Below are 24,740 nucleotides of genomic sequence, written 5' to 3'. Positions count from 1 at the left end.
CAGAAAGTCATGACAGCCTCATGACAGCCGGACAGGATGGCGTCCCTGCCTCCAGAGGGCGGGGAAAGCCTGTTAATATAAAAACAGAAAAGGAGAATGAACATGAAAACTTATAAGTGCGAGGAAATGATGTGCGAGGGTTGTGTGAACCGGATTAAGAAGGGACTGGACGGAGCAGGCATTAAGAATACGGTGGATTTGTCCGTCAAGACAGTGACCATTGACGGGGATAAGGACTGCGAGGCCAAGGCAGTGGAGATTTTAGACGACCTTGGATTTACCGCGGTGGAAGTGTAGTACAGAACCTGTAACTGGGGCTTTTCGGAAATTATCATAATTATTTTAAAAACTTTGACAATTTATGGTTGACTTTCTGGAATAAATGTATTATACTACCAAAGGTATCGAGGCGTGGCTCAGTTTGGTAGAGCGCTGCGTTCGGGACGCAGAGGCCGCGTGTTCGAATCACGTCGCCTCGATTTACCTTTAGGCCTGATGGTCAAGCGGCTAAGACGACGCCCTCTCACGGCGTAAACCCGGGTTCGATTCCCGGTCAGGTCATGATGGCAAGGCTGTTGCTTAGGCAGCAGCCTTGTTGTATCAAAGGAATGGCAATTGCTGTTCGGATGCCACTGTAGCGCAGTTGGTAGCGCAACGCATTCGTAATGCGTGGGTCGCCGGTTCGAGTCCGGCCAGTGGCTTGTTAAAAATTCCTTGTGTCTGCAGGCAATATTATTAGGATAGTGATATTTAGTTAAGCATTCTTTCATGGCTGATAAACTTTTAATGTTTACCAGCTATTTTTTTTGTCTTGTTTTTCACTCCTGCAAAAAAGTATACTACAATAAGGCAGATGGAAATGTCTGCGTATTTAGAAAAAGTCCCTTATTCTGTTAATCTGATAGGATATGTGGTAAAATGTTGCTTGTAAAACAAAATTTTTCGGTATAATGAATGATTGAGTTAAAACATCTGCCGACTGTCTTATCCAAAAGACCAAGGCTGGGGGAATAGAGATACAATAAGATTCCCGGACCTGAATGGATTTGAGATGGCGCAAGAAAGCTGGGAGGAATTGTGATGAAGGGATATCATATTCTGCTGGGAGAGGATGAACCGGATATATTGGAATATAACAGGGAACAGCTGGAACAGCGCGGCTATCAGGTTACGGCGGTTTCCACACTGGGCCAGGCGGAGTCGTGTGTTCTCAGGGATAATCCGGATTTGCTGGTTTTGGATGTTATGATGCCGGACGGTTCCGGGGTAGATCTGTGCAGAAGGCTGCGTGAGCAGTTTCAGGGGCCGATTCTGTTCCTCACAAGCTTGGGGGAGAGCAGTCAGATTGTCCAGGGGCTCCGGGCCGGAGGTGATGATTATATTACAAAGCCTTATGATATTGAGGAGCTGGCAGCCAGAATTGAGGCACATCTCCGAAGATTAGAGCGCAGGGGCGGGGAAGATATCCACCAGGGCGGCAGCAGGTTATATTTGAATGTGAAGAGCCAGCGGGCTTATCTGGATGGGAGAGATATGCTTTTAAAGCCAAAGGAGTACCGTCTCCTGGCCGCGTTGATGAGAAACAGGGGAAGATATATGGAGGCCGGGGAGCTTTACAGGGAGATATGGGATATGGCGCCCAACCGGGATATACGGACAGTCTGGGTTCATATATCTAATCTGAGAAAGAAGCTGCAGGATGCAGACGGAGAGTTGATAGCGGATATAGAATGTAAACGTGCACTGGGATATAAGCTTGTGATGTTTGAGGGTGAGAGTGAAGATTAGACGGTGGGACAGATGAGGAGAACGTATTATAGAATTGTATTGACAGTGGTACTGGCTGGCTTTCTGGCTGGAAAAACAGTAATTTTTCCAGCTTATGGTATGGTCAGTGACGGGGATATGTCCGAATTATCCACAGGAGAAGATGGAAAAGAGGATGCCTCTTTATCCCCGGACGGAGAAGGAAGCCGGGGGGAAGCGCCGGAAAATTCGCATGGAGAAAACGGAGAGGGGGAAACCCCGCCATCCCCGGACGGAGAAGACGGAGAGGGAGAAGCCCTGCCATCCCCGGACGGAGAAGACGGAGAGGGAGAAGCCCTGCCATCCCCGAACGGAGAAGACGGAGAGGGAGAAGCCCCGCCATCCCCGGACGGAGAAGATGGAGAGGGAGAAACCCCATCATCCCCGGACGGAGAAAACGGAGAGGGAGAAACCCCGCCATCCCTGGACGGAGAAGATGGAGAGGAAGAAACCCCGCCATCCCCGGACGAAGAAAACGGAGAGGGAGAAACCCCGCCGCCTCCGGACAGAGAAGATATAGAGGGAGAGAATCCGGAACATCCGGATTCCGGACAGACAGGCCATAATCAGGAGGAGTTAGAGAATCCCGGAGATATCCGTCAGCCGGAAATTCAATTACAGATGATTGAGATACCGCTGGATGAGGAGGTCCAGTGCGGCACTGTGGAGGAACTTTTAACCCTTCTGGAGACCGGGGAGGAGATTTGCCTTACAGGGGATATTCTTGTTGCAGGTTCAGTTGATTTGAATATTGCTCCGGAAGATGAAGCCGTGGTGAATATGAATGGATATTCCATCGTTGTGTCTGACAAGGGGAATTTGTTTGTGGACGGCTCCATCCGTTTCCAGGGCGCGACAGGAGACAAAGCGCTGTTTCAGATATCCGGAAAAACCACCTTTAAAAATGGTGCCGGGGTGTGGGCAGAGGGCGACGGAGCGGTTGCGGTGGAGATTTCAGAAACGAAAAACGGTAAATATGCGCTTCAGACAGATAACGCTTATATCGGAGTTTCCGGGGACAACAGCATTGCCTTAAAGTGGACGGGAAAGGGGGACTGCAGCCTGCAGTATGCCCATATTGAGGCAGAAGGGGAAAACTCAGTGGGCATTGAGGCAGACACGCCGGTAGAGCTTAAGCTTTGCCTGGTGGAGGCGGAGGGCAGTTCCGTTGTCACGGATAAAGTGCTCATTGTGGACACATCGCAGGTGACTCCCTTGCCCGAACAGTCTGAGGTGATTACAAGGGAGATTTATCTTGATGGCCGCCTGGATGAAAACGGGGTCAGCGTAGAAGCGGGAACAGACTGTCAGGGGCTGTATGATAAGCTGGCGCCGTCGGCGTCATATGTATTTTGCGATCCCACAGGGGAAAGGAAAATGTGGACCCGGGATTTTACGCTGAACTGGAAAGACCTGCCTGAGGAACTTTCAGAGCCAGGGGTTTACAGGGCTGTGGTAGAAGCGGAGGGATATCCCGACTGGTTTTTTATAGAGATACCAGAAATTGAGATTGAGATTTATGTTGTGGACCCTAAAACGGTCCATATTGAGGAAATCTTCAGGATGGAGGATATGGCTGTACTGTATTTTTTGAATCCTGTAGAGGACGCACAGAGGATTGAGCTGTTTTGTTCAGCAGATGGAGGGGATACATGGCAGGACGCAGCCTCTATGCCCGGATGCTCTGTGCAGATAGATCCCTTGACAATCACTGTGGAGGGACTTGAATTTAATCATACATACCGGTTCTGTGTTGCTGTCACCGGAGGTTCCATGGAAGGGCTGTCATCGGTGAAATCCTTTGGTTATTATGAGAATGACTCAGACCGGTTTGGCCATGGAGACCGTGACGGGGATGACCGGGATGACCAGGGAGACCTTCCGCCCTGGAACAGCGCGCCTCCTCCGGGGGATGAATTTGGCGGTTCAGGGGATCCTGACAGTGACGGCAGGGGAACCGCAGAAGCAGACGGAACATCCGGCACGTCAGATGGGGACGGCACTCTGTCCCTGGAGCCATCTGCTGTGAAGTGCGCCGGGATACCAGAGCCCTGTACTGCGGACAGGATCGGTACACAGAGACTCTCCACGACGGCTGCCGCCGATACACAGGAGCCCTCCGCGGCGGCTGGCTCAGACCCAAACGGGCCTTTAGCTGCGGACAAAATCGGCAGACAGGAACCTTCCATAGAGGACGGCATGGCCGCGCGGGACGCGTCTGGCGCAGGCGCAGGGGATAGGCCGGGGGCCTCCGGTTCAGCGCTTGGAGAAGACGGCCGGGCATACGGTGGCGGGGAAGCAGAAGACTCCTTTCACGAAGATGGTTTGAGGACAGGGAATCTGTTGGAAGAAAATGCCACTGAAAACCGGGAGGAACCTGCCGGAGAGGGTACGGATGCGGACTCCGGCCGCCTTCAAAGGGATAATCCTTCAGGATTCATCTTCCGTACTGTCCTGGGAGCGGCAGCGGGTATAGCGGTGTTATCCTGGTACAAAAGAAGGAGCAGGAGGAAGCCATGATGAAAGTCAGAGAGAAGCAGGCGTTCCTGCTGATAACAGCTGTAATCCTTCTGAGCTTCGCTTTTTTCTATTACTGCTATGAAAAGGATAATAAATATACCCGTCCCCGCCCATATTCCAGGGATGGTGTTATATGGCTGGAGGATCAGTGGTACAGCAGGCACCCTATGTTCTATCTTACAGACGGCTGGTCCTTCTACCAGGACAAGTTGCTGTCCCCGGATGAAATTGAAAACCATACTCCGGACGCATATTTTTACATAGGCAGGTATGGAGGCTTTGACCTGGGGGATCGGGAGGCTTCTCCCCACGGGAAAGGAACCTATAGGACAGTGATCCTCACAGAGGGGCATGAGCAGGAATACGGACTGGAGCTGACACCGGTCTACTCTCGCTGGAGACTTTGGGTGAACGGTAAGCTGAAGCAGAGTGTGGGCATGGACGGGAACATAAACGGGGACATGGGGCCCCGTCCCCCGGTGAGCATGGTAACATTCACAGCTAAGGACAGAATTGAGATTGTAGTTGAGGCGGAGGATGACAGCCATTTTTACAGCGGCATGGTATATCCGCCGGCTTTTGGCGTGCCGCAGCTGGTGTCCAGAACCTCTGAACTGCGGCTTTTAATCCATGGCGCTGCAATTATGGCGGCTTTTCTCATTGGAGCCATGTGCCTGTGCCTGGGGGCTGTCAGACGGTTTTCCAGGCCATATGGGGCGATGGCGTTTCTCTGCTTCTGTTTCTGCGGCAGCACGGCCTGGCCCCTGTTCCAGGTAATGTCGGAGAGTATGTACTGGGTCCTGCTGGCGGAGCGCTTCTGTTATTATGGGATGTTTTTTTCTATGATGTGGATCCAGTGGCAGATCTGCGGCCTGCCTGGGAGAGTATATGTTCCCGCCTGCGCGGCAGGTTTTTTAATTTGTCTGAGCGTCCTTATCCAGCCTCTGATTCCGGCTGAGACAGCGGGAGCCTTGTACACATATGGCAATATACTTGGATTGTATAAGTGGTTCACTGCTTTTTGGCTGCTGGCCACTTCCGGCTGGGCTGTCTGTAAGAAGCGTTCCTGCTGTCTTGCCGTGCTGGCCGGAAACAGTGTCTTTATGTGTGCCCTTGTGGCAGGGAAGATGTTCCCGCTCCATGAACCGGTGCTGACAGGGTGGTTCGCAGAGCTGGCTGGCGGAGTCATTATCCTCATAACAGGCGGGATTATGATATATGATGTGGATCGGACCTATAAGGAAAGCCTCAGGCTTAAGATGGAGCAGCAGCTGTCCCAGGTCCAGCTGGAAGCCAGAGCCAGATACGGTGCCCTTCAGCAGGAGTATATCAGGGGAACCAGAAAGCAGCTTCATGAAACCCGCAACCGGCTTACCCTGATTAAGCATTATCTGGATACAGGGGAGACCGATAAACTGAAGGAATATCTGAAAGGGCTTGTTTCTTCCACGGTGGACATGGAGAATGGGGAATATACAGGCCATATCCTTATGGACTCCATCCTGGCGGTGGAGCTTGGAACGGCAAGGAGCCAGGGGATATACGTGGAAGCAGAGGGGGACAGGCTGCCCGGAAGCCTGGCGGTCAATGACGCCCATCTCACTGCGCTTTTGATGAATCTTCTGGATAACGCCATAGAAGCCTGCAGCCGGCTTCCGGAGGATGGGGAGAAATGGATTTCCCTGGAGATTGGGCGGGTTGGAACCGGCCTTACTATCTTGTGCACCAACAGCAGCCTGCCCCGTGAGGAAGGCAGAAGTACCAGTAAGGAGGACAGCCGGGCCCATGGGTATGGTATGGAGCTTATGAGCCAGGTGGTCCGGGAGTATAGGGGGACATTTGAGACAACATGGTATACGGATAGTTTTTCCGCCCGAATATTCCTGCCGGACGCAGTGAAAGACGGTGAACTTTAAATTTTGTTAAACGTGGTAAAAATCCCGGATTAGCGTGGTAAAATAAAATACAGATGGTTTAATGCAAAGAGCACCGGTTTCCTTCAGCTAAAGAAGGAAGCCGGCGTTTTTGCTTTCAGGATGAACCGTCCGCATATGGAATGTGCCGTTTTCAGGGAAAACAGACCGCTGTTTTTAATACAAAAGAAGAGGAAAAACCAATGATTATAGCAGTAGTGGATGATACCATGCAGGACAGAGAACTGCTTAAGGGTATGCTTGACCAATATTTTTCCGGGCATCAGACAGTACCTGAGATTCAAGAGTTTGAATCCGGAGAAGCATTTTTAGAGGCTTATGAGCCGGGGCATTATGACATTATATTCTTTGATATATATATGGGAGGGATTACCGGTATGGAGACAGCCTCTCTGGTATATGAGCGAGATAAGGACTGCCGTCTGGTGTTCTTTAGCTCCAGCGCGGATTACGCGGTGGACAGCTACCGGGTAAGGGCCGCCTACTATCTGATGAAGCCCCTGAGCTATGAGGATCTGGCCCTGGCCCTGGACTGCTTTACCAGAGAGCTTCTGGAGGCGGGACGGGGACTTACGGTGATGGTGAAGGGCGGAGTGGAGGCTGTGGTGCCCTTTAGTAAACTGTTGTACGTGGACAGCCTTAAACGTATGGTGCGGATACATACCAGCGATACCGTACTGGAGGCTGCGGAGTCCTTTATGGCTGTGTCCGGGCGGCTTATGCCGGATTCCAGGTTCCTTTGCTGCAACCGGGGGATTTACGTGAATATGGACTGGATTCAGGAGGTGGGAGACTCTGTTATTCGTCTGAAAAATGGGGAAACCCTGCCTGTACGGGTCAGAGGCAGGGCCCAGGTGAAAAAGGAATATATGGAATATGCCCTGAAGGATCTGCGGAGGTAAGATGAAAAATCAGAAATTGGTAAGTTTACGGCCTATTATTGTTATTACTGCCTCAGCCATTCTCTCTGTTTTATTCATACTTATTCTTTACTATGCAGATAATAAATACACGGTGGGGGGAAAGCAGCCGGAATTGGGAAGACTGGAGCTGACGCTGGGGGATATGGAGGAGAATCCATACCGGTATCTTGTTACGGGATGGGAGTTCTATCCCGATCTGCTTCTGGGACCGGACGCGTTTGACGGAGCGGAGAAACCTGCCGGTGTAACTGCGGCAGTAGGAAAATATGGACAGATGAGGCGGAATCAAAGGGGAACAAAGGGTACATACCGCCTGGTTTTGGAGCTGCCGGAAAAGGGCGGTCCCTTTGCCCTGGAACTGCCTGAGATAGAAGGGGCAAGCAGGGTCTATATCGGGGGAGAGCTGGTCCGGGAATGGGGAAGCATAGAGGATGTCCGCTCCGGTATGAAGCGGTTTGTCTTTCCTCTCACCCAGGGCCGGGACACAGAGCTTATCATACAGGCCGCGGCTCTGGGCGCCTTTCATTCCCAGAACTTCAGTCCGCCGCTTCTTGGAGTCTACGATGCCGTGACCGGAATACGGGATGTGGGGCTGTTGCTGAAGGTGATGGTTCTGGGGCTGGCTGTGTCCGCCGCCGGTCTCTCCCTGCATCTGGCTGTGAAAATCCGCTGGTGGAGAGGCTTTCTCTTCTGCCTGTTCTGCCTGTGCTTCGTAGGGTATCAGCTGTGGCCTCTGGCTCGGGAAAGGATTCAGCTGGGGCTGCAGCCCTGGTATGGGATCCAGGTGTTCTGCTTTTACGCCATGCTTTGGCTGATGGTCATATTGGAAAATGACCTGTACCGCATCAAAGGGGGAAAGGTGTCCGCCGCCATGGGAATATTCTGTATTCTGGCCCTGGTATACGGCTGTTATGCCCAGTATGGGACGGCGGCCGCGGCGGATCTGTTCAGCTATATTACCCAGTGGTATAAATTTGCCATTGCCTGTCACCTTATACTGGTGGCATATATGGCGATGGCAGAGGGAATGGAGCGTTCCCAGACCCTGCTGGTAATTGCGGTTGTACTTGTTTCCGCCCTGTTTATGGAACAGCTTCTGCCGCTGTACGAGCCTATAATAGGCGGAAGCTTCCTGACCATTGGCTGCGTGGTCATTATGGTGGGAATGTTGAGTATTCTGTGGCAGGATATGGCGGACGCGTTCCGGGCCAGAACCTTTTTTGTAACAGAGACAGGACGGATGAACCGGCAGCTGGCTATGCAGAGAGATCATTACCGCCAGCTCAATGCCAGAATTGAGGAAACCAGACGGATCCGCCATGATATGCGCCATCATATAAGACTGCTGCAGGCCTATGCGGCGGAAGGAAATTTGGAGCATGTAAAGGCGTATCTGGAACAGCTTTCACCTGCCATGGATTTGATGGGGCCTGTTACATTTACCAGCAACTATGCGCTGGACGCAGTACTGTGCCATTACACTGCCCTGGCAGAGAAGGAGAAGATTGAAACAGATATCCGGGTTATGGTTCCGGGCCGGACCGTTCTTCCTGATGATGAGCTATGCGTGGTTATGGGAAATCTGCTGGAAAATGCGGTAGAAGCCTGCAAACGGCAGGAGACGGGCAGGAAGTTCATATTCTTAAGGTGCCTTCAGGACGACAGCCGCCTGTCCATTGTGCTGGACAACAGCTTTATGGGGTATGTGCAGTATGAAAGGGGATATTTCCGGTCTTCCAAGCGGGAGAGCGTGGGGATTGGGGTGGAGTCGGTAAAGGCCATCGTAAAACGTCACGGGGGGATTGGCACCTTTGTGCCGGAGGAGAAGGTATTCAAGGTTTCCATTATCCTGCCGCTAAAGGATGAGGGATAAGGGCGGCGCGGCTTCACGGCTGTGCCGCCTGTTTTTGTGTACCCGGCGGGCATATGTTCTAATGGGCGGGGAAGCACTTGTAAGGGTAAATCGGAAGGGGGATTGAGTTTCGGTCGGAAAAACTGACTTTCGGTCGCAGGCTATTGTTTCAGGATAAATGCTATTGTAGTATGAAAGCAATAAAAAAGCAGTGATTGTCCGAGGTTTTATGGACAGAAGGCATATGGAGCATATACGAAAGCGGGAGGGCCCTATGATAAAGAAGATAGCAGGATACATATTAGGAGGTATTGTGGTGGTGATGGTGTTGGGGTACCTTACTGCTATGATGCTGACGGAGCTGGTTCCGGCCATTTTAACCCGGGATTGGGGAAGACTCTGGAATCCGGGCCTTCTGCTTAAGCCGGCTGTCTGGATATATGGAGCGGTGGTCACGGTAATGGTTTATATGCTGTACCTGGTATTCCACGTGGGAACTGTAAAACGGGCCAAACGTCTGATGAAGGCCAAGGAGGACAGTATTGAAAGTTCCCTGGAGAATTCACGCTTTATGACCGACAAGGAGAAGGATGATAATTTCTCCCCGAAGCGTTTTACCAGACTTAAAGAGGAAAAAAAGGACGGGATTCCTGTATACGCGGTGTACAACAAGAAAAAGAAGGAGCTCAACATCAACATTGCCAAGCCCATGCATGGCCTTGTAATCGGCGCCACAGGCAGCGGTAAAACCACATCCTTTATCAACCCCATGATTCAGATACTGGGGAAATCCTCAGCCGGTTCTTCCATGATCTGCACGGATCCCAAGGGAGAGCTGTTCCAGCTTCACAGCGGCATGCTGGCGGAACAGGGCTATAAGGTAATGGTTCTGGACTTAAGGGATCCTTACAGCTCCTTCCGCTGGAACCCTTTGGGAGATATCTATGACAGGTACCAGCTTTACCTTAAGGCGGGACAGGGAATCTTCCAGTGCGACACGGACGTGAGGCAAAGCGGTTTGGAGCTGGTGAATGAGGCGGACCAGTATAAGGATGTGTGGTACGAGTATAAGGGAAAAGCCTACGCTGTGCGCAGGGAGCTGCTGACTGTTATCAAGGTGGAAAAGCAGAAGATATATGATGAGATTTACGAAGATTTAAATGACCTTATCAGCGTGATCTGTCCCATTGAATCCCAGGACGATCCTGTGTGGGAAAAAGGAGCCCGTTCCATTATCATGGCAGTATGCCTGGCCATGCTGGAGGACAGCGAGTATCCGGAGCTGGAGATGACCAGGGAGAAGTTCTGCTTCTATAATGTAAACAAGGCTATCAGCAATTCGGAGGACGAGTTCAGGGCTTTAAAAGAATATTTTATGGGACGCCCCAAGCTGTCCAAGTCAGTTGGACTTTCAAGGCAGGTTCTGTCAGCGGCCGATACCACCCTGGCCAGCTATATGTCCATTGCGTTTGATAAGCTCTCTATGTTTAACGACGAGGGACTCTGCTCCCTTACCTCGGAGACGGATATCGATCCCCAGCAGTTTGCAGCCGAGCCTACGGCGCTGTTCCTTAAGATACCGGATGAAAAGGATACCCGCCATGCCCTGGCGGCCGTATTCGTACTGTGCATTTACAAGGCGCTGATTAAGGTGGCCTCCGCCAGGGAGGATTTAAGCCTTCCGAGAAATGTATACTTCATCCTGGATGAGTTCGGCAACATGCCTAAGATAGACAAGTTCGACAAAATGATAACCGTTGGCCGGAGCCGTAAAATCTGGTTCAACATGGTAGTCCAGTCCTATGCCCAGTTAGACAATGTATATGGGCAGACCATAAGCAATATCATCAAGAGCAACTGCGGCCTGAAAATGTTTATTGGTTCCAATGATATAGAAACTTGTGAGGAATTCTCAAAGCTCTGCGGCAACAAGACTGTTTCCACACAGAGCGTATCCTCTACTCTGGGGGACAAGACAGGGAACATCAATGTATCCAGCCAGGTGCAGACCAGGCCCCTTATATACCCTTCGGAGCTGCAGAAGCTGAACAATAAGAACAGCACCGGCAACGCCATTATCGTAACCTTTGGAAATTATCCCTTAAAGACCCAGTTTACGCCCAGCTACAAGTGTCCTCTCTATGAGATGAAGACCATGGATTTAAGCCAGGTACGGATGAATGCCTTTTTCGGGGACGAGGTTTACTATGATTTGGATGAGCGCAATTATATCATTGCCAGCCGGCAGGAAAAAGAGATGGAGGTGTCTGCGGAATGAACAGAGGAATAAAAAAGGGACTGCTGCTTTTTGCAGGCTGCTGTATGGCGGCTGGGCTGCCGGACAGGGCGCTGGCAGCTTCCTATAACGATGACACGGCAGACTCCTATCTGTCCAGGATTTATACTGAGGCAGAGGACTGGATATCAGAGGGAGGGGCAGAGGACGTATTCAACGGACCGGGGGCGGCGCAGACCGCTCTGGAGGAGGACAGCGCTTTGGCGGGTCCAAGGATACATGAGGTGTCCATGGGAGAGAAGTATCACAGTGACTATGATTTATATGAACATTCCATAGACGGCAGATATTTTATTTATTCCAATGTATCCAACGGAGGAATAACGGATCGCCCCGTATATGTGGAGATACCTGTGGACGTGTTCTGTACAGCTGAGAAGGACGGCGTGCCCATGAACTATACATCCGGCCAGCTGTTGTCGGACAGAGGGACCTATGTTATGCGCTTAACAGCAGTATATGATAAGAATGTTCCCCTCTCCCAGCAGGAAGAGTACAGAACCGTATTCCGGTTCCGCATTGATGAGAAACGGCAGGACGCGTCAGGCGCCGTATCAGGAGCCGCAGGCGCCCTGGCCCGGCAGATAGACGGACTCACCGGAAGTGATACCGCAGGACTGCTGAACCAGATTACTTCGGAGACAGGGATTGCCGGTGATGACATTGCGGCAGCCTTGGCCGGCCAGCTCTTTTCCGAATCCGGGGATAAAGGAGAGGCAGGGGAAGGAAGCAATGACGGGACAGATAATGAGGCAGGGAACACGGACCAGGGGCTTCACGCATCTTCGGAAGGCGTCCTGGGCCAGGGAGAGGATTCCGGCCAGGAAGGTGCGGGCCAGGAGAAGGATTCCGGTCAGGACGGTGCGGGCCAGGAGGGGGATTCCGGTCAGAATGGTTCAGACCAAGGAAGCGGTTCCGGCAGGGAAGGCAGAGAAGTCTCCGGGAGAAGCCAGGTTTATCTGGAGGATGAAAAGATGTACCTGGTAACCCTGGAGAACGGCTTTACGTTCCGGTCCAGCGTGCCGGAAGGAATGCTCATTAACCAGTCCGTAGCAATCTATCCGGGTGAAGGGCAGTACACTCTCTACAGAGGGGAGGAGGAAACAGCCCTGAACGAGCGGCAGGAGGCGGCGGAATACGGAATATACCGTCTGGTATCCGGGGAATATGAGTTTACCTTTGAAATCAGCAATACATATGTTAACCGGGATACCTTTAGAGCGCCTGAAGGGACCAGGATTTCAGCAGCTTCCTTTAACGGGAATTCCCTGGACACAGGAGAGGGAACTCTGCTCACCATGGAGGCCGACGGAAGCTACCTTGTTACCCTGAAAGGAGATTACGGGGAGACTCTGGAGGTAGAGCTTAACCGGGACACGGAGCCTCCGGCAGTGGAAGTGGAGATAGAGGGGCAGACGGCCCGGATAACCTACAGTTCCACGGATCTGGCCTCTGTGACCCTGGCAAAGAACGGCGGGGAACCGCGGGAATTTAACGGATTTACGATAACCGAAACAGGCAGCTATGTACTGACAGTAACAGACAGGGCCGGCAACCAGACCCTTAAGGAATTCTCACTGCGGTATAAGGTAAATATGTATGGGGTCATTGCCATAGCGGCGATAGTCATATCCATAACGGCAGGAGCAGTGATGCTGGTTCGGAAAAAAAGGAATCTGACGGTTCGGTAAGGAGTTGATGGAATGGAAGTGGCAAAGGGCTTTACTGATGTGCTTTATACCACAATGGTGCTTTTATTTAACGAAATATTTGTGCCGGTTATGACGGAAATCCTGTCCTTGTTCTATGAAAAAGCAATGTATGTACTGTCCCACAGCGTCTCCATCCTGGCATACTTCTTTTTGATTACAGTGTGCAAGATTCTGGACTCCCTGGAAACAATGATAGGCATTTTCGCAGGCACTGAGAATGTTATTGTGGATAACAAGCCAATGACCTTTATGGAGATGGTGTTCAACCAGGACGCGGTCAGCAAAGGCTTTCTGATGATAACTCTGGTGGCCGTAGGCATATGCTTTTTATTTACCATTTTTGCCATAGTGCGCTCCATGTCCTCCTCCACGCTGGAAAACAAGAATCCCATCAGCCAGGTGCTGAAGGATGCCATGAAAGCCTGTGTCTCCTTTATGCTGGTACCCTTTTTGTGCATTGCCCTGATGCAGCTGAGCTCGGCTCTGATAAAGCAGACCAAAGCGGTCATACAGGCCGAGTCCGGCACCGCAGGGGATCCGAGCATGGGCCTTTACATCTTCCTGACAGCCAGCTTAAGAGCCGGAAGGGCGGATTTTGAGATTCCTGTCTTACAGGAGACGGCAGATGTTGCGGAAGGGCTGGGCGATAAGTTTACCTATGAGATACTGACCAGTCTTGATTCGGCCTTCCGTGTTGAATACCTGCCGCCCAGTATGAGCGACGACCTGCGCCGCAGTTATCTGAACGGTGATAAGGATTACCTGGATTTCAGGGATTCGGGCTCTGATTTCTCCGCGGCCAAAATTGATTATCTTCTGGGCTTCAGCGCAAGCATCTTCATGATTATCATGCTGGCAGGCGTGCTTATACAGTTTATACGCAGGCTGCTGGAACTGGTGCTGCTGTACCTTGTAGCTCCATTTTTTGTGGCGACAATCCCTCTGGACCGGGGGGATATGTTTAAGCGCTGGAGGGAAATGTTTATAGCCAAGTTTTTGGCGGGATTTGGAGTTATCTATGCCCTGAAAATATTCATGCTGCTGCTGCCTTTGATTTTCAGTGATAACCTGAGCCTTGGCAGCTCCTTTGTAATGGACCGGCTGTATGCGGGAGGTGTCTATGACCAGACCAAAGATAAGTTTTTTGATAATCTGAGGGAGCAGACCGGAGGAATAGAACTTCCGGGCTCAGGTAACCCTGCGTATCAGGAGGAGGTAAACCGCATGGAAGAGGCTGTGGATTTCGCCTGGGAAAAAACAGGCATGAGCTATATGGAGAACCACTCGGCCATGGACAGCGTACTGGTGAACATGGGCCTTGTGGACAGGAATTCACCTTCTCTGGAGGAATCCATGATTGATTCCATACTTAAAACCATATTTTTCCTGGGAGGTATGTTTGCTGTATATAAAAGCTGCGCCATGTTCCTGGAGATCCTCAACCCTAAAGCGGCAGAGGATGCCAAGACATCCACCATGCTGGCCATGGGATATACGGTGGGAGCGGCAAGGAAGGCGGCATCGACTGGCGTTCAGCTGGGTGTGGCTGCAGGTGTAGGCCTGGGCACCGGTCTGGCCACCGGGGGCGCTGGCGCTGCGGCCACAGCGGGAGCGGCAGGAGCCAAGGCAGCCGCCACAGCAGGGGCCAAGGCAGTAGGGACGGCTGCCAAGACGGCCGGCAGCACAGCTAAAAACGCGGTTAAATCCGCAGCCAAATCCACGGCCAAAAACGCTGTGGGGGCGGCAAAGCAGGGGGTCCAGGGGGCGGCCTCTGGCGCCGCGGGAGCGGCAAAGGATTCCGGGGACAGAGACGGATAAGGAGGTGCTGATAAGGTGGAGATGTCATATCTGGGGATTTATGAGTGGGTATATGAAAAGGTCCTCTCAAGTATTGTCACACCTGTGTTTGATTTTGTGGTTTCGATTATAAACATTGCCTGGGGATATGTGTTTCAGTACATCCTGGGGCCCATACTCCTTCCTGTGCTCCAGGTTGTGTTCTACTGGGTGATTCGGGTAGTAGAGGTGCTGGGCGCCTTTATGAACTATTTGCAGTTTATAGGATATCTGATGGTGGTGGACTGTCTGGAAAAGGCGTTTGATATCTTTATTGGCCTGGAGCCGGTTACCTACTATCCCAATGGCAGAGAGGGAGCTGCCGTGACAGGGAGCCTTTTAGAGGTGCTGTTCACCAGCACCGCCATCTCTGAGGCCTTCAAGGTTATCACCCTGGGAGGCGTAGGTATTGCCCTGCTTCTGACTATATTCGGGGTGGCAAAGTCGTCCTTTGACTTGGATTTTGAAAATAAACGGCCGGTAAGCCATGTGCTCAAGCAGCTGTTTAAATCTGTTCTGGGCGCTTTCCTGATTCCCTTTGCGGTTTGGTTCATGATACAGCTGTCCATGATTATACTTACAACCCTTAACACCGCAGTGTCCTTTGATGACAATGGAGGGAGGAGTACTCTGGGCAGCACCATATTTACCATTGCATCCGTAAACGCGGCCTGGGACAGCGAGAATAATATGTCTAAATGGGGAACGGTGGAACTGGATGAGGGCTTTGGCTTTAAGGTGCTGGACAAAGCCAACCCGGATTTTGATATAACAAAGGAGCCGAGAAAGAACTTTTATTTGAATGACACTTATGAAAGATATACCAACATCCCCAATGTGGTTCTCAATTTTGATTTAAGCAGATTTGATTATCTGATGGGAGGATGGACCGCTATTTTCCTGTGCGTTATCCTCTTCCTCTGTTTCCTGACGGTCATACGGAGGATATTTGAAATCCTTCTGCTGTACCTGGTGTCTCCTTACTTTGTGGCGATGATGCCCCTGGATGACGGGGAGAAATTTAAACAGTGGTTCGGGATGTTTATGGGAAAGCTTTTTACAGGCTACGGTACCGTTGTTCTGATGAAGATTTATCTGATGCTGATGCCCCTGATTCTCAGGGGAGGAATAACAGCCGAGGGCATGGGGGGAGAGAGCAGGATTGTCATGGCAGCCCTCTATGTTATGGGCGGGGCCTGGACCGTGTACAAAGCAGGCAGCCTGCTGACCGGTCTGGTGAATGAAGCCGCAGGACGGCTGGAGCAGGAGAGCAACCGGGATGCCTATGGAGCGGCCATGCTTGCCGCTGCCCCATTCAGGGCAATTAAGAACCGGCTGGAGCAGAAGGTATCCGGAAAGCTGGAGGAGAAGATTACCGGCGCAGGTAAGGATGTGGGAACCCGGCTTCAGGGCGGAGATCCTAAGGGGTCCGGGGCCCGGAGTGAGGTAAGGACCAGCCGCCTGCGATCTAAGCCGCCTAAGCAGCCAAAGTTTAAGAAGGCCGTTATTTATGACGAGCTGAAAAACAGTTCCGGCTTTACCATAGGCGGGCACCGTCCTGCCAGAGGAAGGTCAAGGCAGCTGGAGCCTGTTTCAAAGGCAGCCCTTAAGAATGTAAAGAAGAGTACCTTAAAGCATATAAACTTTGAAAATGATAAGAGGCCTTTTAAATACGGTTACGACCAATTTAGAAAGGATAATGCGTTTATAAGAAATAAGGACGGCACCGTAGACTTTATGTACCCTGCTAAAAGGAAGAGCGCCGTACTTGCGCAAAGAAATGAAATCGTCAAGGTCAGGGAGGAGGCTTTGTCTTATTCCGATCCCAAGGAGCGGTCCCAGTACGTTACAAATTGGCTTCAGCACCAGTCTGATGATAAAAACAGTTTAATGTATTTTAACCCTGCCGATAGAATGCGTCTGGAGCGCACCTTTGGTTGTAAGATTGACAAAACTCCTATAAGCAGCGGAATTAATAAGGGACAAATCGCCTTCTATCCAGAGAAGCCCAAACTGCCCAATGGTACAAGGCTCAATCCAGATAAAAGCAAAGGGGATAAAAAATGAGAATAATACCAAAAAAAACCAGGGTTTCCATGGAATTTTTTAAGGGAATTGAACTGCTGGACATTATGATTGCGGCAGCAGGGGTGACCCTGACCCTTTTTATGCTTCTGTCCAACCTGCCTTTGCGATGGATGGCCGCCCTGATTGTATTTATTGTCTTTTCAGCCTCCATTATCCCTCTGGATGATGAGAAGGCATATAAGAGTCTGTATTATGCAATCAGATATGCCATGAGCTATAAAGAGTTTGTAAAGCATCCGGAGAAAAAGGGACAGATACCTGTAGCCGGGGTGACCCCGTTTACAGGCATCTCAGATATGTTTATTGAATATGGAACCTCTTACCTGGGGGTAGTGGTGGAGATTCCCTCCATTGAGTTCAGATTCCTTACGGAGCCGCGCCAGAACCAGCTTATTGACCAGGTGTATGGTTCTATCCTTCGGACAGTCAATGACACAGATTCCGCCGCTATGGTAAAGCTGGACCGCCCGGTGCTCTATGACAGCTTTATCGAAGGCGAAGAAAAAAAGATGGAGGATTTAAAAGCAGCCTATATCCGCGGACTGATGACCGATGAGGAGCTGACGGTGCGTATCGGGATTATACAGGACCGGATGAGCCAGCTGGAGCTGTTTAATAATAAAGAGACGGTATATCTGCCCTTTCATTATATGGTGTTTTTCGGGCGGGACAGGGGGCGTCTCACAGAGCAGGCACAGAACATGGTGGATACCTTAGGTCCCCATGGTATAGAATGCAGAATTCTCAAAGAGCAGGAGCTGGCTATATTCCTGAAATACAACTACAGCGGAGTCTTTGACGAGCGGGAGGCGTGGAAGCTGACACCGGACCAGTACATGGACTGGATTCTTCCGGATAAGCTGGCGGTTACATCCAGGACGGTTGCCTATGACGGCCTTGTAACCCATAATCTGCGGGTAACCGATTATCCCATTGTGGTACCCAATGCATGGGGCCACGCCCTTTTTAACCGGCCTGATGTGCGTGTAACGCTGAAGATGAGGCCCATTGACAGATATAAGGGAATTAAACAGATTGACAGGGCGATTGATGAACTGCGGGAGCAGGGAGCCAGCACCGGAAAAACCAGCCGTCTGATGGAGCTGGGCAGCCATATAGATACCCTTGCTGAGGTGCTTTCGCTTTTGCAGGGGGATAACGAGATACTGATGGACGTGAATATTTTTATCACTGCCTATGACTATGAGGCGTCTCCGGAGCTGCTGGGGCCGGGATACAGGCCCCCGGGCCAGGGAATCGGCATGAAGCGTCAGATCCGCAGGGAACTGTCGGAATGGGGGTTCAAATCCTCAGATATGTTCATGCGGCAGTTTGATGCCTACGCTTCCGGCCATATATCCGCCTTCGACGCATTTTCCAAGGACGGGCGGGGAATCCACAGCGGCTCCGTGGCCGCGGCATTCCCATACGTGTATAAGGTAATGATGGAAAAGAAAGGGATCTGCCTGGGAAAGAGCGCAGGGCGTCCTGTATTCCTGGACTTTTTTGCCAGGAACAAGGAGCGGGTCAACAGCAACATGGTGGTGATTGGAAAGTCCGGTTCTGGTAAATCCTATGCAACCAAGAGTATTCTGGCCAACCTGGCCGCGGAGAACAGTAAAATATTCATACTGGATCCGGAGAACGAGTATCTGGGGCTGGCCCGTTCCCTTAAGGGAAAGATTATAGACGTGGGAAGCGCCACCGAGGGAAGACTGAATCCCTTCCACATCATCACCGGACTCTCGGATGAGGAAGATGAACTTGACGGGGATGAGGAAGAGAACCAGATTCCGGGTGCCAAAGTAAGCTTTAATATGCACATGCAGTTCCTGGAAGAGTTTTACCGGCAGATACTGCCGGGAATTGAAGCGGACGCGCTGGAGTACCTGAATAATATTACCATCCGGATGTACGAGGCAAAGGGAATTGACGCAGAGACTGATTTAAGCGGGCTGACACCCGGGGACTACCCCACCTTTGACGATCTGTATGAGAAGATACTCAATGATTTTCAGATGTCCACCGGGGATTACAGCAAGAAGAATCTGACGGTGTTGCTGAACTACATATCCAAATTTGCCACCGGAGGAAGAAACGCGGGACTGTGGAACGGTGAAGCCTCCATAAGCACCCAGGAAAATTTTATTGTGTTTAACTTCCAGTCCCTGCTGGCCAACAAGAATAATACCGTAGCCAATGCCCAGATGCTTCTTGTTTTAAAGTGGCTGGATAATGAAATTATCAAGAACAGAGATTACAACTTAAGATACGGCGCCTCCAGAAAAATTATAATCGTTATCGACGAGGCCCATGTATTTATCGACAGCAAGTATCCCGTGGCCCTGGATTTCATGTACCAGATGGCCAAGCGTATCCGAAAGTATAACGGAATGCAGATTATCATTACCCAGAACATTAAGGACTTTGTGGGAACAGAAGAACTGGCGAGAAAATCTACGGCTGTCATCAACGCCTGCCAGTATTCCTTTATTTTCCCCCTGTCGCCTAACGATATGCATGACCTGTGCAGGCTTTATGAGAAGGCGGGAGCCATCAATGAAAGCGAGCAGGATGAAATCATCAACAACGGCCGGGGCCGGGCGTTCGTGGTTACCTCTCCGTCGGAACGCAGCAGCATTGATATTGAAACACCTAAGGATATTGAGCGGCTGTTTGGCATATAGGCGGGAAGATTACAGCTATGAGGAAAGGATTGCAGCTTTTATGAAGGGCATAGTGAGGAAAATAACCGTTGCCGCGGTTCTCCTGTGGATACTCCCGGGCCTTTCCGGCTGCGGGGATAAAGACAGGGTGGATGAGATTAAAGCCCAGGGAAGCCTTGTGGCAGCCGTGCCTGAGGAAGGGGAGCGGTCTGCCTGGGATCAGGCGTATGCCAGGGAGCTGGAGCAGCAGGTTCTGGAGGAAATGGCCTCAGATATAGGTGTCACCCTCCGGATTGAGCGGGTAAAAGAGCAGGATCTTGTCCCGGCAGTGAAACAGGGAAGGGCTCACGTGGCGGTGGGAGTCCCTGTGCTTCCCGGACGTCAGGACGAAGGATATTCCCTGGCTTATGGAAGAAGGGCCTCTTATCTGGCAGTGGCAGACGGCACGGTTCTGGACTCCTGGGGGGCGCTGGCAGACGGCATTGTGGGTTATTCCGTAAACACGGGGCCTGCGGTGCTGCGGCAGCTTAATACCTTAAGCGGAATTGAGCTTAAGGAGGTGGAGACAGGGGATGCCGTCAGCGGGCTTGCGAAGGGGGACATCACAGCTTATGTGTGCGGCGAGACGGAAGCCAGGGAGTTTATGGCGGCAGAAGGCATCCAGATTCAGGAACTGCCCGGCCTTTGGCCGGAAACCTATACCTTTTATACGGGTGAGCTGCAGTACCGGCTTCTGGGACTTGCGAACCAGGGCATTACTGATAAGCTGACGGAGTAATGGAGGAAAAAATGGCATATTTTGACAGCCCCAAGAACAGGGTCAAATGGGAGATTGAATTGGAGGAGCTGCGGCAGCAGAAGGAGGATTTTGCAGCAGGAAGGCTTCATGATACAGGTGAAATAAAAAGGGGCGCCATGGCGGAGGGACAGCACAGAAAACCTGTTACCTTTGAACAGCTGGAGAGGGAGGAGGCTTCTGCTTCCCGCAGAAGGGAAGCGGGAAGCCGGGATATGTCTCCCGGGAGGAAAAGGGAGGTGTCAAAGCCTTCCCCCAGCCCGTCCATTGGCCCCAAAGGGGGGTGATAGGATGAAACGAATCAGAAGTCCGCTCCTTTTGGCCGCCATGGCTCTGCTGGCCGCAGGCCTGACGCTGTGGGGCTCGGCGGACAGATCTTTTGCCGGTCAGACAGACCAGGGATACGGCGCCGGCGGTGAGGCTAGAGAACTGGACAAAGAGGCGCAGGAGAGCATGTTTTCCTACCAGGTGGAAGGAGAACCGGAAAGTCCCTACGGAGAAGGCAGTCAGGAACTGGAACGGCTGCTGGAGGCTCTGGGAATGGAAGTCCCTACCTTACTGCCTGAGGAAGCAGCAGGGATGGAGAAGGTAGTGGATCCGCCCATGAACTTCCTTGTGTCAAAGACAGAAGGGCTTCTGGATTATACGTTGCCCGATGGCAGCCGGTTTTCCGCCAGTGTGCCCCAGGGAATGACTGTAACGGATCCGGTGACATTTAAGCCTGTGGAGAATGCCATCCTCACTATCCTGCGTAATGGCTCTGGCATCGAAACTTCCAGGGATGGTATCTACAGCCAGCCTGGGAAGTACCACATCCGGATGGTGATTCTACCCACTTCTTCAGAGGGAGGAAGCAGACTTTTGGAGGTAAACTTCCGGTTTACCATCCTGCCCCGGGAGGTGTCTTTGCTGAATCTGCTGAAGGCCCCGGAGGGCTTTGCCATAGAGAAGATGGAACTGGACGGAAGGGGTATTTTACCCGATAATCCCCGATGGCATTTTCTGCATGGGGATGGGCGCTATAAGGTGAGATTCGCCCAGGAAAACGGAGGGCTCTTCTATGACATTTCCTTTAAACGGGATACCCAGGCGCCCCTTTTTACAATTTCTCCTGTTCCGGACAAAAAGGAGATGAAGGATACGGTCTTCCTGGAGCTTACAGAGGACATGACATCTCTGGAAATGTATTATAACGGAAGGATGGCGCCCATCCCCATAAAACGGCTGGAGCTGGCCGGACTTTACCAGTTCCGTCTCTGGGACAGGGCGGGAAATGAACGGTATTACCAGATAAGAATTGCAGAGCGGCTCCGGCCGCCCTCGCCAAAGACAATTATAATAACCATTTTAGGGGTGGGAGCTGCAGCCGGATGGTTTTTCTATCAGCGCAGGCACCCCAGGTTTTTATAATAGATCCATTTTAATGGATGGAATGAAAAAAATATGCAGGAGGATATGATATGAATGTACCGGTAATGTTATTAAATTCAACAGGAGGAAACCCTTTTGAGCAGGTATCCAAACCCGTGGTTGAACTGCTTAACATGGCTCTTACTCCCGCCCTTGGAATCGTAGGGGCGCTGGGAGCGATTTATTGCATTTTTCTTGGAGCAAAGCTGGCAAAGGCCGAGGAGCCCCAGGACAGGGAAAAGGCCAAGAACAGCCTGAAAAACGCAATTATAGGGTTTGTGCTGATATTTGTACTCATTGTGGTATTGAAGATTGGTATGGATGCTATGTCTAACTGGATGAACAGCGCCATGAGTAATGTAGCTCCATAGTCCGCAGATAACGGGAAAACGGTGCTGCGCCTTATAAGGCGCAGTACCGCCCATGCGGGACAGGACACACAAGGGAAGCAGTTGGGAGGAGGTGCGCTTTATGAAAAGAAAATTAAGGAATTGCCTGGCCATCCTTACCGGCCTTAGTCTTTTTTTCACAGGGTGTAAAAACCAATCAGTGAATCTCTACATGGAAACGCTGGTGCCTGAGAGCGCCAGCCCTCCCCAGAGGCCGGTGGAGACAACCGGCACGCCGGCCAGCCTGCCGGATGTGGAAAAGGAAGTGGGGGAGCAGGCGTCTGTGTATCTGGAGCAGCGGTTTCAGGAGCTTACGGGTCCAAGAGCATTTTTTTTCCCAGAAAACCATTCACTGAGCCATACCGATATAAAAGTGTTTCAGGTCCTGGGACTGCTGGAGGGGAGATTTTATTATTATTATGTCACAAAAGAGATAAACACAGGGCAGGAGGTACATGCGCTGGCCTCATACGAATATGAAACAGAAAGATACAAGTCCCTCTATGAGAACAAGGTAGATCCCGGAGCAGCGGGGACGGATACAGACTCACAATACAGCTTCTACGGCCATCTCGCCGCGGATAAACTGGGACGGCTCAGAATCAGCCTGTATGATGGCGGAAATTTATTCATTCTTGACGGGGAGGGAAAGGTTGTTTTTTCCCGGACCTCGGAGGATGAGGGGGAGGATTTTCTTTATCTCATAGATTCAATCTTTGGCGTGGGGGGAACGAATCCGTCTTATTTCAGCAAGGATATTACAAATGTCACCACAAACGGGCGCTATTGTTTTTATGTTCCCATTACTCTTTATAAAGGTGATTACACCAGGGAGGAGGAGATAGGTGAAGAGGAGTATATACTGCAGTATGCATACTCTCCTATTGGAGCAGGTACCTTTCCCAATACAGAATATCTTCTCCAGGCGGATTTAAACTGGAATCAACGGGTTCTGGAGTGGAAGGCCATAGCAGACTCAGGGAACAGCGAACGGGATCCTGAGGAGGACTGGAAGGACGCCCTGAAGAAATATCCGGTGAAATGGGGGCCCTATTATGTGTCCACAGGCTATGACTGGGCGCCCGCCTTTCTGTACCGGCTGATGGAGTGGAAAAATCAGAAATTCAGGAATTTTGTGGAAGGAAAGAAAGGGATTTCTACTGCAGACAGCAAGGAAAATGAGGGATATGCCGAACTTTTTGCTATACCGGATGAGGAATCCATCTTCACGGATGTGTGGGAACTGAAGACAGGGCAGAACCTTATGAAATTCTTTTTCTTAAGCCCCGGGGAGGGGTACTGCCCTCTGGTGGGCAAAGTGGGCCAGAGATCGGATATTTTAAAGACAGAGACAAGAACGTATACGATTACAAAGACCAACAGTAAAGGTGAGAGCGAGGAGATAGAAATTGAGGATGAAATCCAGGCGGTTATCCGCAGAAAGGCCCTCTTTGCGGAGGGGGCGGCTGTAGAGCAGTTCTATGTCCTGGATAATAAAGCCGGAATAGGAGTGACAGCCGGACCTGTATGGAGGAGCGGAAATTATTCCATGGGTATCAATATAGGCCCCATTCTCCTGTGCATTGATTATTTCAAAGACCAGACCGCAAATGAGGCAGTATTTTTTCCCGCAGTTACCCAGTGGGAGATGCAGATGGGGGAGCAATATGAGGGAAATCTGAGCTTTTGCATCCTTGGCGGCCGGGCGGGAGACAGCTATCCTATGGCCCATAATCTGGAGAAGGAGATTATAAGCATATATGCAGGGGATGGTAAATACATAACCATAAAAACGGATGATTTAAATGCTTCCGGTTATGGACAGACATCTGCCGATCAGGAACTGCTGAGCGAGGTGGAGAAGCGGAAAGAATACAGGGAAGAGAAGGGATTTAACAAGAACAGCACTTACAAAATAGATAAAGAGAATGCCTATACCAATCCTGACCGGTACGGCAGGGATAACATACTGGTGATAAAGAATGGTGATTCAAAGAATCTTTTGTTTACCAGCTTCTATAACGGGATGCTTTATTTTGAAACGGAGAGGTACAGCATGAGTACGGAGCTTTCCACCGGAAAAGGGTATCACCTGTCTGAATGGACTCTGTATCAGGCGTGGCAGACCGGGGAGGATGAGATAACCTGCATAGGCTTTCAGCGGACAGATGCAGTTTACTATTACATGGATATGGCAATGGCCCGGGTTTATAAACTCAGTTTAAAGGAGTTTAAGGAACAGGCGGCCGGTTATCAGATTCCTGTTGAAAGGAAGGCTCCGCCGGAAAACGAGGCTCGGGAGCCCAGTCTGGATGAAGGGGTGACTCTTCCTGACCTTCCACAGGATATGGAACGAATAAAGCAGGATATAAAAGAGAATTCCATTCCCCCCACCAGCTCCGCGTCCAGGGAGGAAATGGAAACCTTGCCGGATGTGACCATTACCGAGACAGGAGCTGTGGGAGACAGGATGTGGAAGGATGCACAAGAGAGAATGAGAGGAGAGGAATAG

16 protein-coding genes and 3 tRNA genes are annotated in these 24,740 nt (G+C 51.1%); all 19 read left to right on the top strand.

Going from position 1 to position 24,740, the window contains the following annotated elements; genetic code table 11:
* The first annotated feature begins 102 nt into the window (after positions 1 to 102).
* The 19 genes from LI015_RS21150 (at position 103) to LI015_RS21060 (ending at position 24,740) form a co-directional block, all read left to right on the top strand.
* Positions 103 to 297 carry a heavy-metal-associated domain-containing protein gene (locus tag LI015_RS21150; RefSeq protein ID WP_002564398.1) on the top strand — a complete coding sequence of 65 codons (195 nt, stop codon included), beginning with the start codon at positions 103 to 105 and terminating at the stop codon, positions 295 to 297.
* 108 nt (positions 298 to 405) lie between these two features.
* Positions 406 to 479: transfer RNA gene (locus LI015_RS21145), tRNA-Pro, on the top strand.
* Positions 480 to 489: 10 nt separating this feature from the next.
* Positions 490 to 561: transfer RNA gene (locus LI015_RS21140), tRNA-Glu, on the top strand.
* A gap of 67 nt (positions 562 to 628) precedes the next feature.
* Positions 629 to 701: transfer RNA gene (locus LI015_RS21135), tRNA-Thr, on the top strand.
* A gap of 379 nt (positions 702 to 1,080) precedes the next feature.
* Positions 1,081 to 1,788: a response regulator transcription factor gene (locus tag LI015_RS21130; RefSeq protein WP_227126314.1), complete on the top strand. Its 708-nt coding sequence runs from the start codon at positions 1,081 to 1,083 to the stop codon at positions 1,786 to 1,788.
* Between the two features lie 12 nt (positions 1,789 to 1,800).
* A complete protein-coding gene (locus LI015_RS21125) occupies positions 1,801 to 4,326 on the top strand; it encodes a hypothetical protein (protein ID WP_227126312.1) in 2,526 nt (841 codons plus the stop codon).
* A complete protein-coding gene (locus tag LI015_RS21120) occupies positions 4,323 to 6,242 on the top strand; it encodes a sensor histidine kinase (protein WP_227126310.1) in 1,920 nt (639 codons plus the stop codon). Before LI015_RS21125 ends, LI015_RS21120 begins: the two co-directional genes overlap by 4 nt.
* A 200-nt stretch (positions 6,243 to 6,442) precedes the next feature.
* Positions 6,443 to 7,162, top strand: coding sequence for a LytR/AlgR family response regulator transcription factor (locus tag LI015_RS21115; protein WP_002564394.1), 720 nt, complete (start codon positions 6,443 to 6,445; stop codon positions 7,160 to 7,162).
* 1 nt (position 7,163) lies between these two features.
* A complete protein-coding gene (locus LI015_RS21110) occupies positions 7,164 to 9,056 on the top strand; it encodes a sensor histidine kinase (RefSeq protein WP_227126308.1) in 1,893 nt (630 codons plus the stop codon).
* Between the two features lie 253 nt (positions 9,057 to 9,309).
* On the top strand, positions 9,310 to 11,313 hold the full coding sequence (locus LI015_RS21105; RefSeq protein ID WP_002564392.1) for a type IV secretory system conjugative DNA transfer family protein: 2,004 nt from the start codon (positions 9,310 to 9,312) through the stop codon (positions 11,311 to 11,313).
* Entirely contained in the window at positions 11,310 to 13,022 is a 1,713-nt protein-coding gene (locus LI015_RS21100) for a hypothetical protein (RefSeq protein WP_227126306.1), read from the top strand. Before LI015_RS21105 ends, LI015_RS21100 begins: the two co-directional genes overlap by 4 nt.
* A 12-nt stretch (positions 13,023 to 13,034) precedes the next feature.
* Entirely contained in the window at positions 13,035 to 14,861 is a 1,827-nt protein-coding gene (locus tag LI015_RS21095) for an Mbov_0396 family ICE element transmembrane protein (protein WP_118024258.1), read from the top strand.
* 21 nt (positions 14,862 to 14,882) lie between these two features.
* On the top strand, positions 14,883 to 16,946 hold the full coding sequence (locus tag LI015_RS21090; RefSeq protein WP_227126337.1) for an Mbov_0396 family ICE element transmembrane protein: 2,064 nt from the start codon (positions 14,883 to 14,885) through the stop codon (positions 16,944 to 16,946).
* Positions 16,943 to 19,654: a VirB4 family type IV secretion system protein gene (locus tag LI015_RS21085; RefSeq protein WP_227126304.1), complete on the top strand. Its 2,712-nt coding sequence runs from the start codon at positions 16,943 to 16,945 to the stop codon at positions 19,652 to 19,654. The genes LI015_RS21090 and LI015_RS21085 overlap by 4 nt, the downstream gene beginning before the upstream one ends.
* A gap of 40 nt (positions 19,655 to 19,694) precedes the next feature.
* Positions 19,695 to 20,411, top strand: a complete 717-nt coding sequence (locus LI015_RS21080; RefSeq protein ID WP_117627048.1) for a transporter substrate-binding domain-containing protein — start codon at positions 19,695 to 19,697, stop codon at positions 20,409 to 20,411.
* Positions 20,412 to 20,422: 11 nt separating this feature from the next.
* Positions 20,423 to 20,716 (top strand): hypothetical protein, encoded by a 294-nt coding sequence (locus LI015_RS21075; protein WP_002564386.1) that lies wholly within the window; start codon positions 20,423 to 20,425, stop codon positions 20,714 to 20,716.
* Positions 20,717 to 20,720: 4 nt separating this feature from the next.
* Positions 20,721 to 21,839, top strand: a complete 1,119-nt coding sequence (locus tag LI015_RS21070) for a hypothetical protein (protein ID WP_118018900.1) — start codon at positions 20,721 to 20,723, stop codon at positions 21,837 to 21,839.
* A gap of 50 nt (positions 21,840 to 21,889) precedes the next feature.
* Positions 21,890 to 22,210 carry an Mbov_0395 family pilin-like conjugal transfer protein gene (locus LI015_RS21065; RefSeq protein ID WP_054355248.1) on the top strand — a complete coding sequence of 107 codons (321 nt, stop codon included), beginning with the start codon at positions 21,890 to 21,892 and terminating at the stop codon, positions 22,208 to 22,210.
* Between the two features lie 100 nt (positions 22,211 to 22,310).
* A complete protein-coding gene (locus LI015_RS21060) occupies positions 22,311 to 24,740 on the top strand; it encodes a hypothetical protein (protein WP_227126302.1) in 2,430 nt (809 codons plus the stop codon).

This window comes from Enterocloster sp. 210928-DFI.2.20 (assembly GCF_020554465.1).
Lineage (GTDB): Bacteria > Bacillota > Clostridia > Lachnospirales > Lachnospiraceae > Enterocloster > Enterocloster bolteae.
The sequence above is the reverse complement of the archived record's forward strand: the minus strand, read 5'-3'. Positions and strand labels throughout refer to the sequence as shown.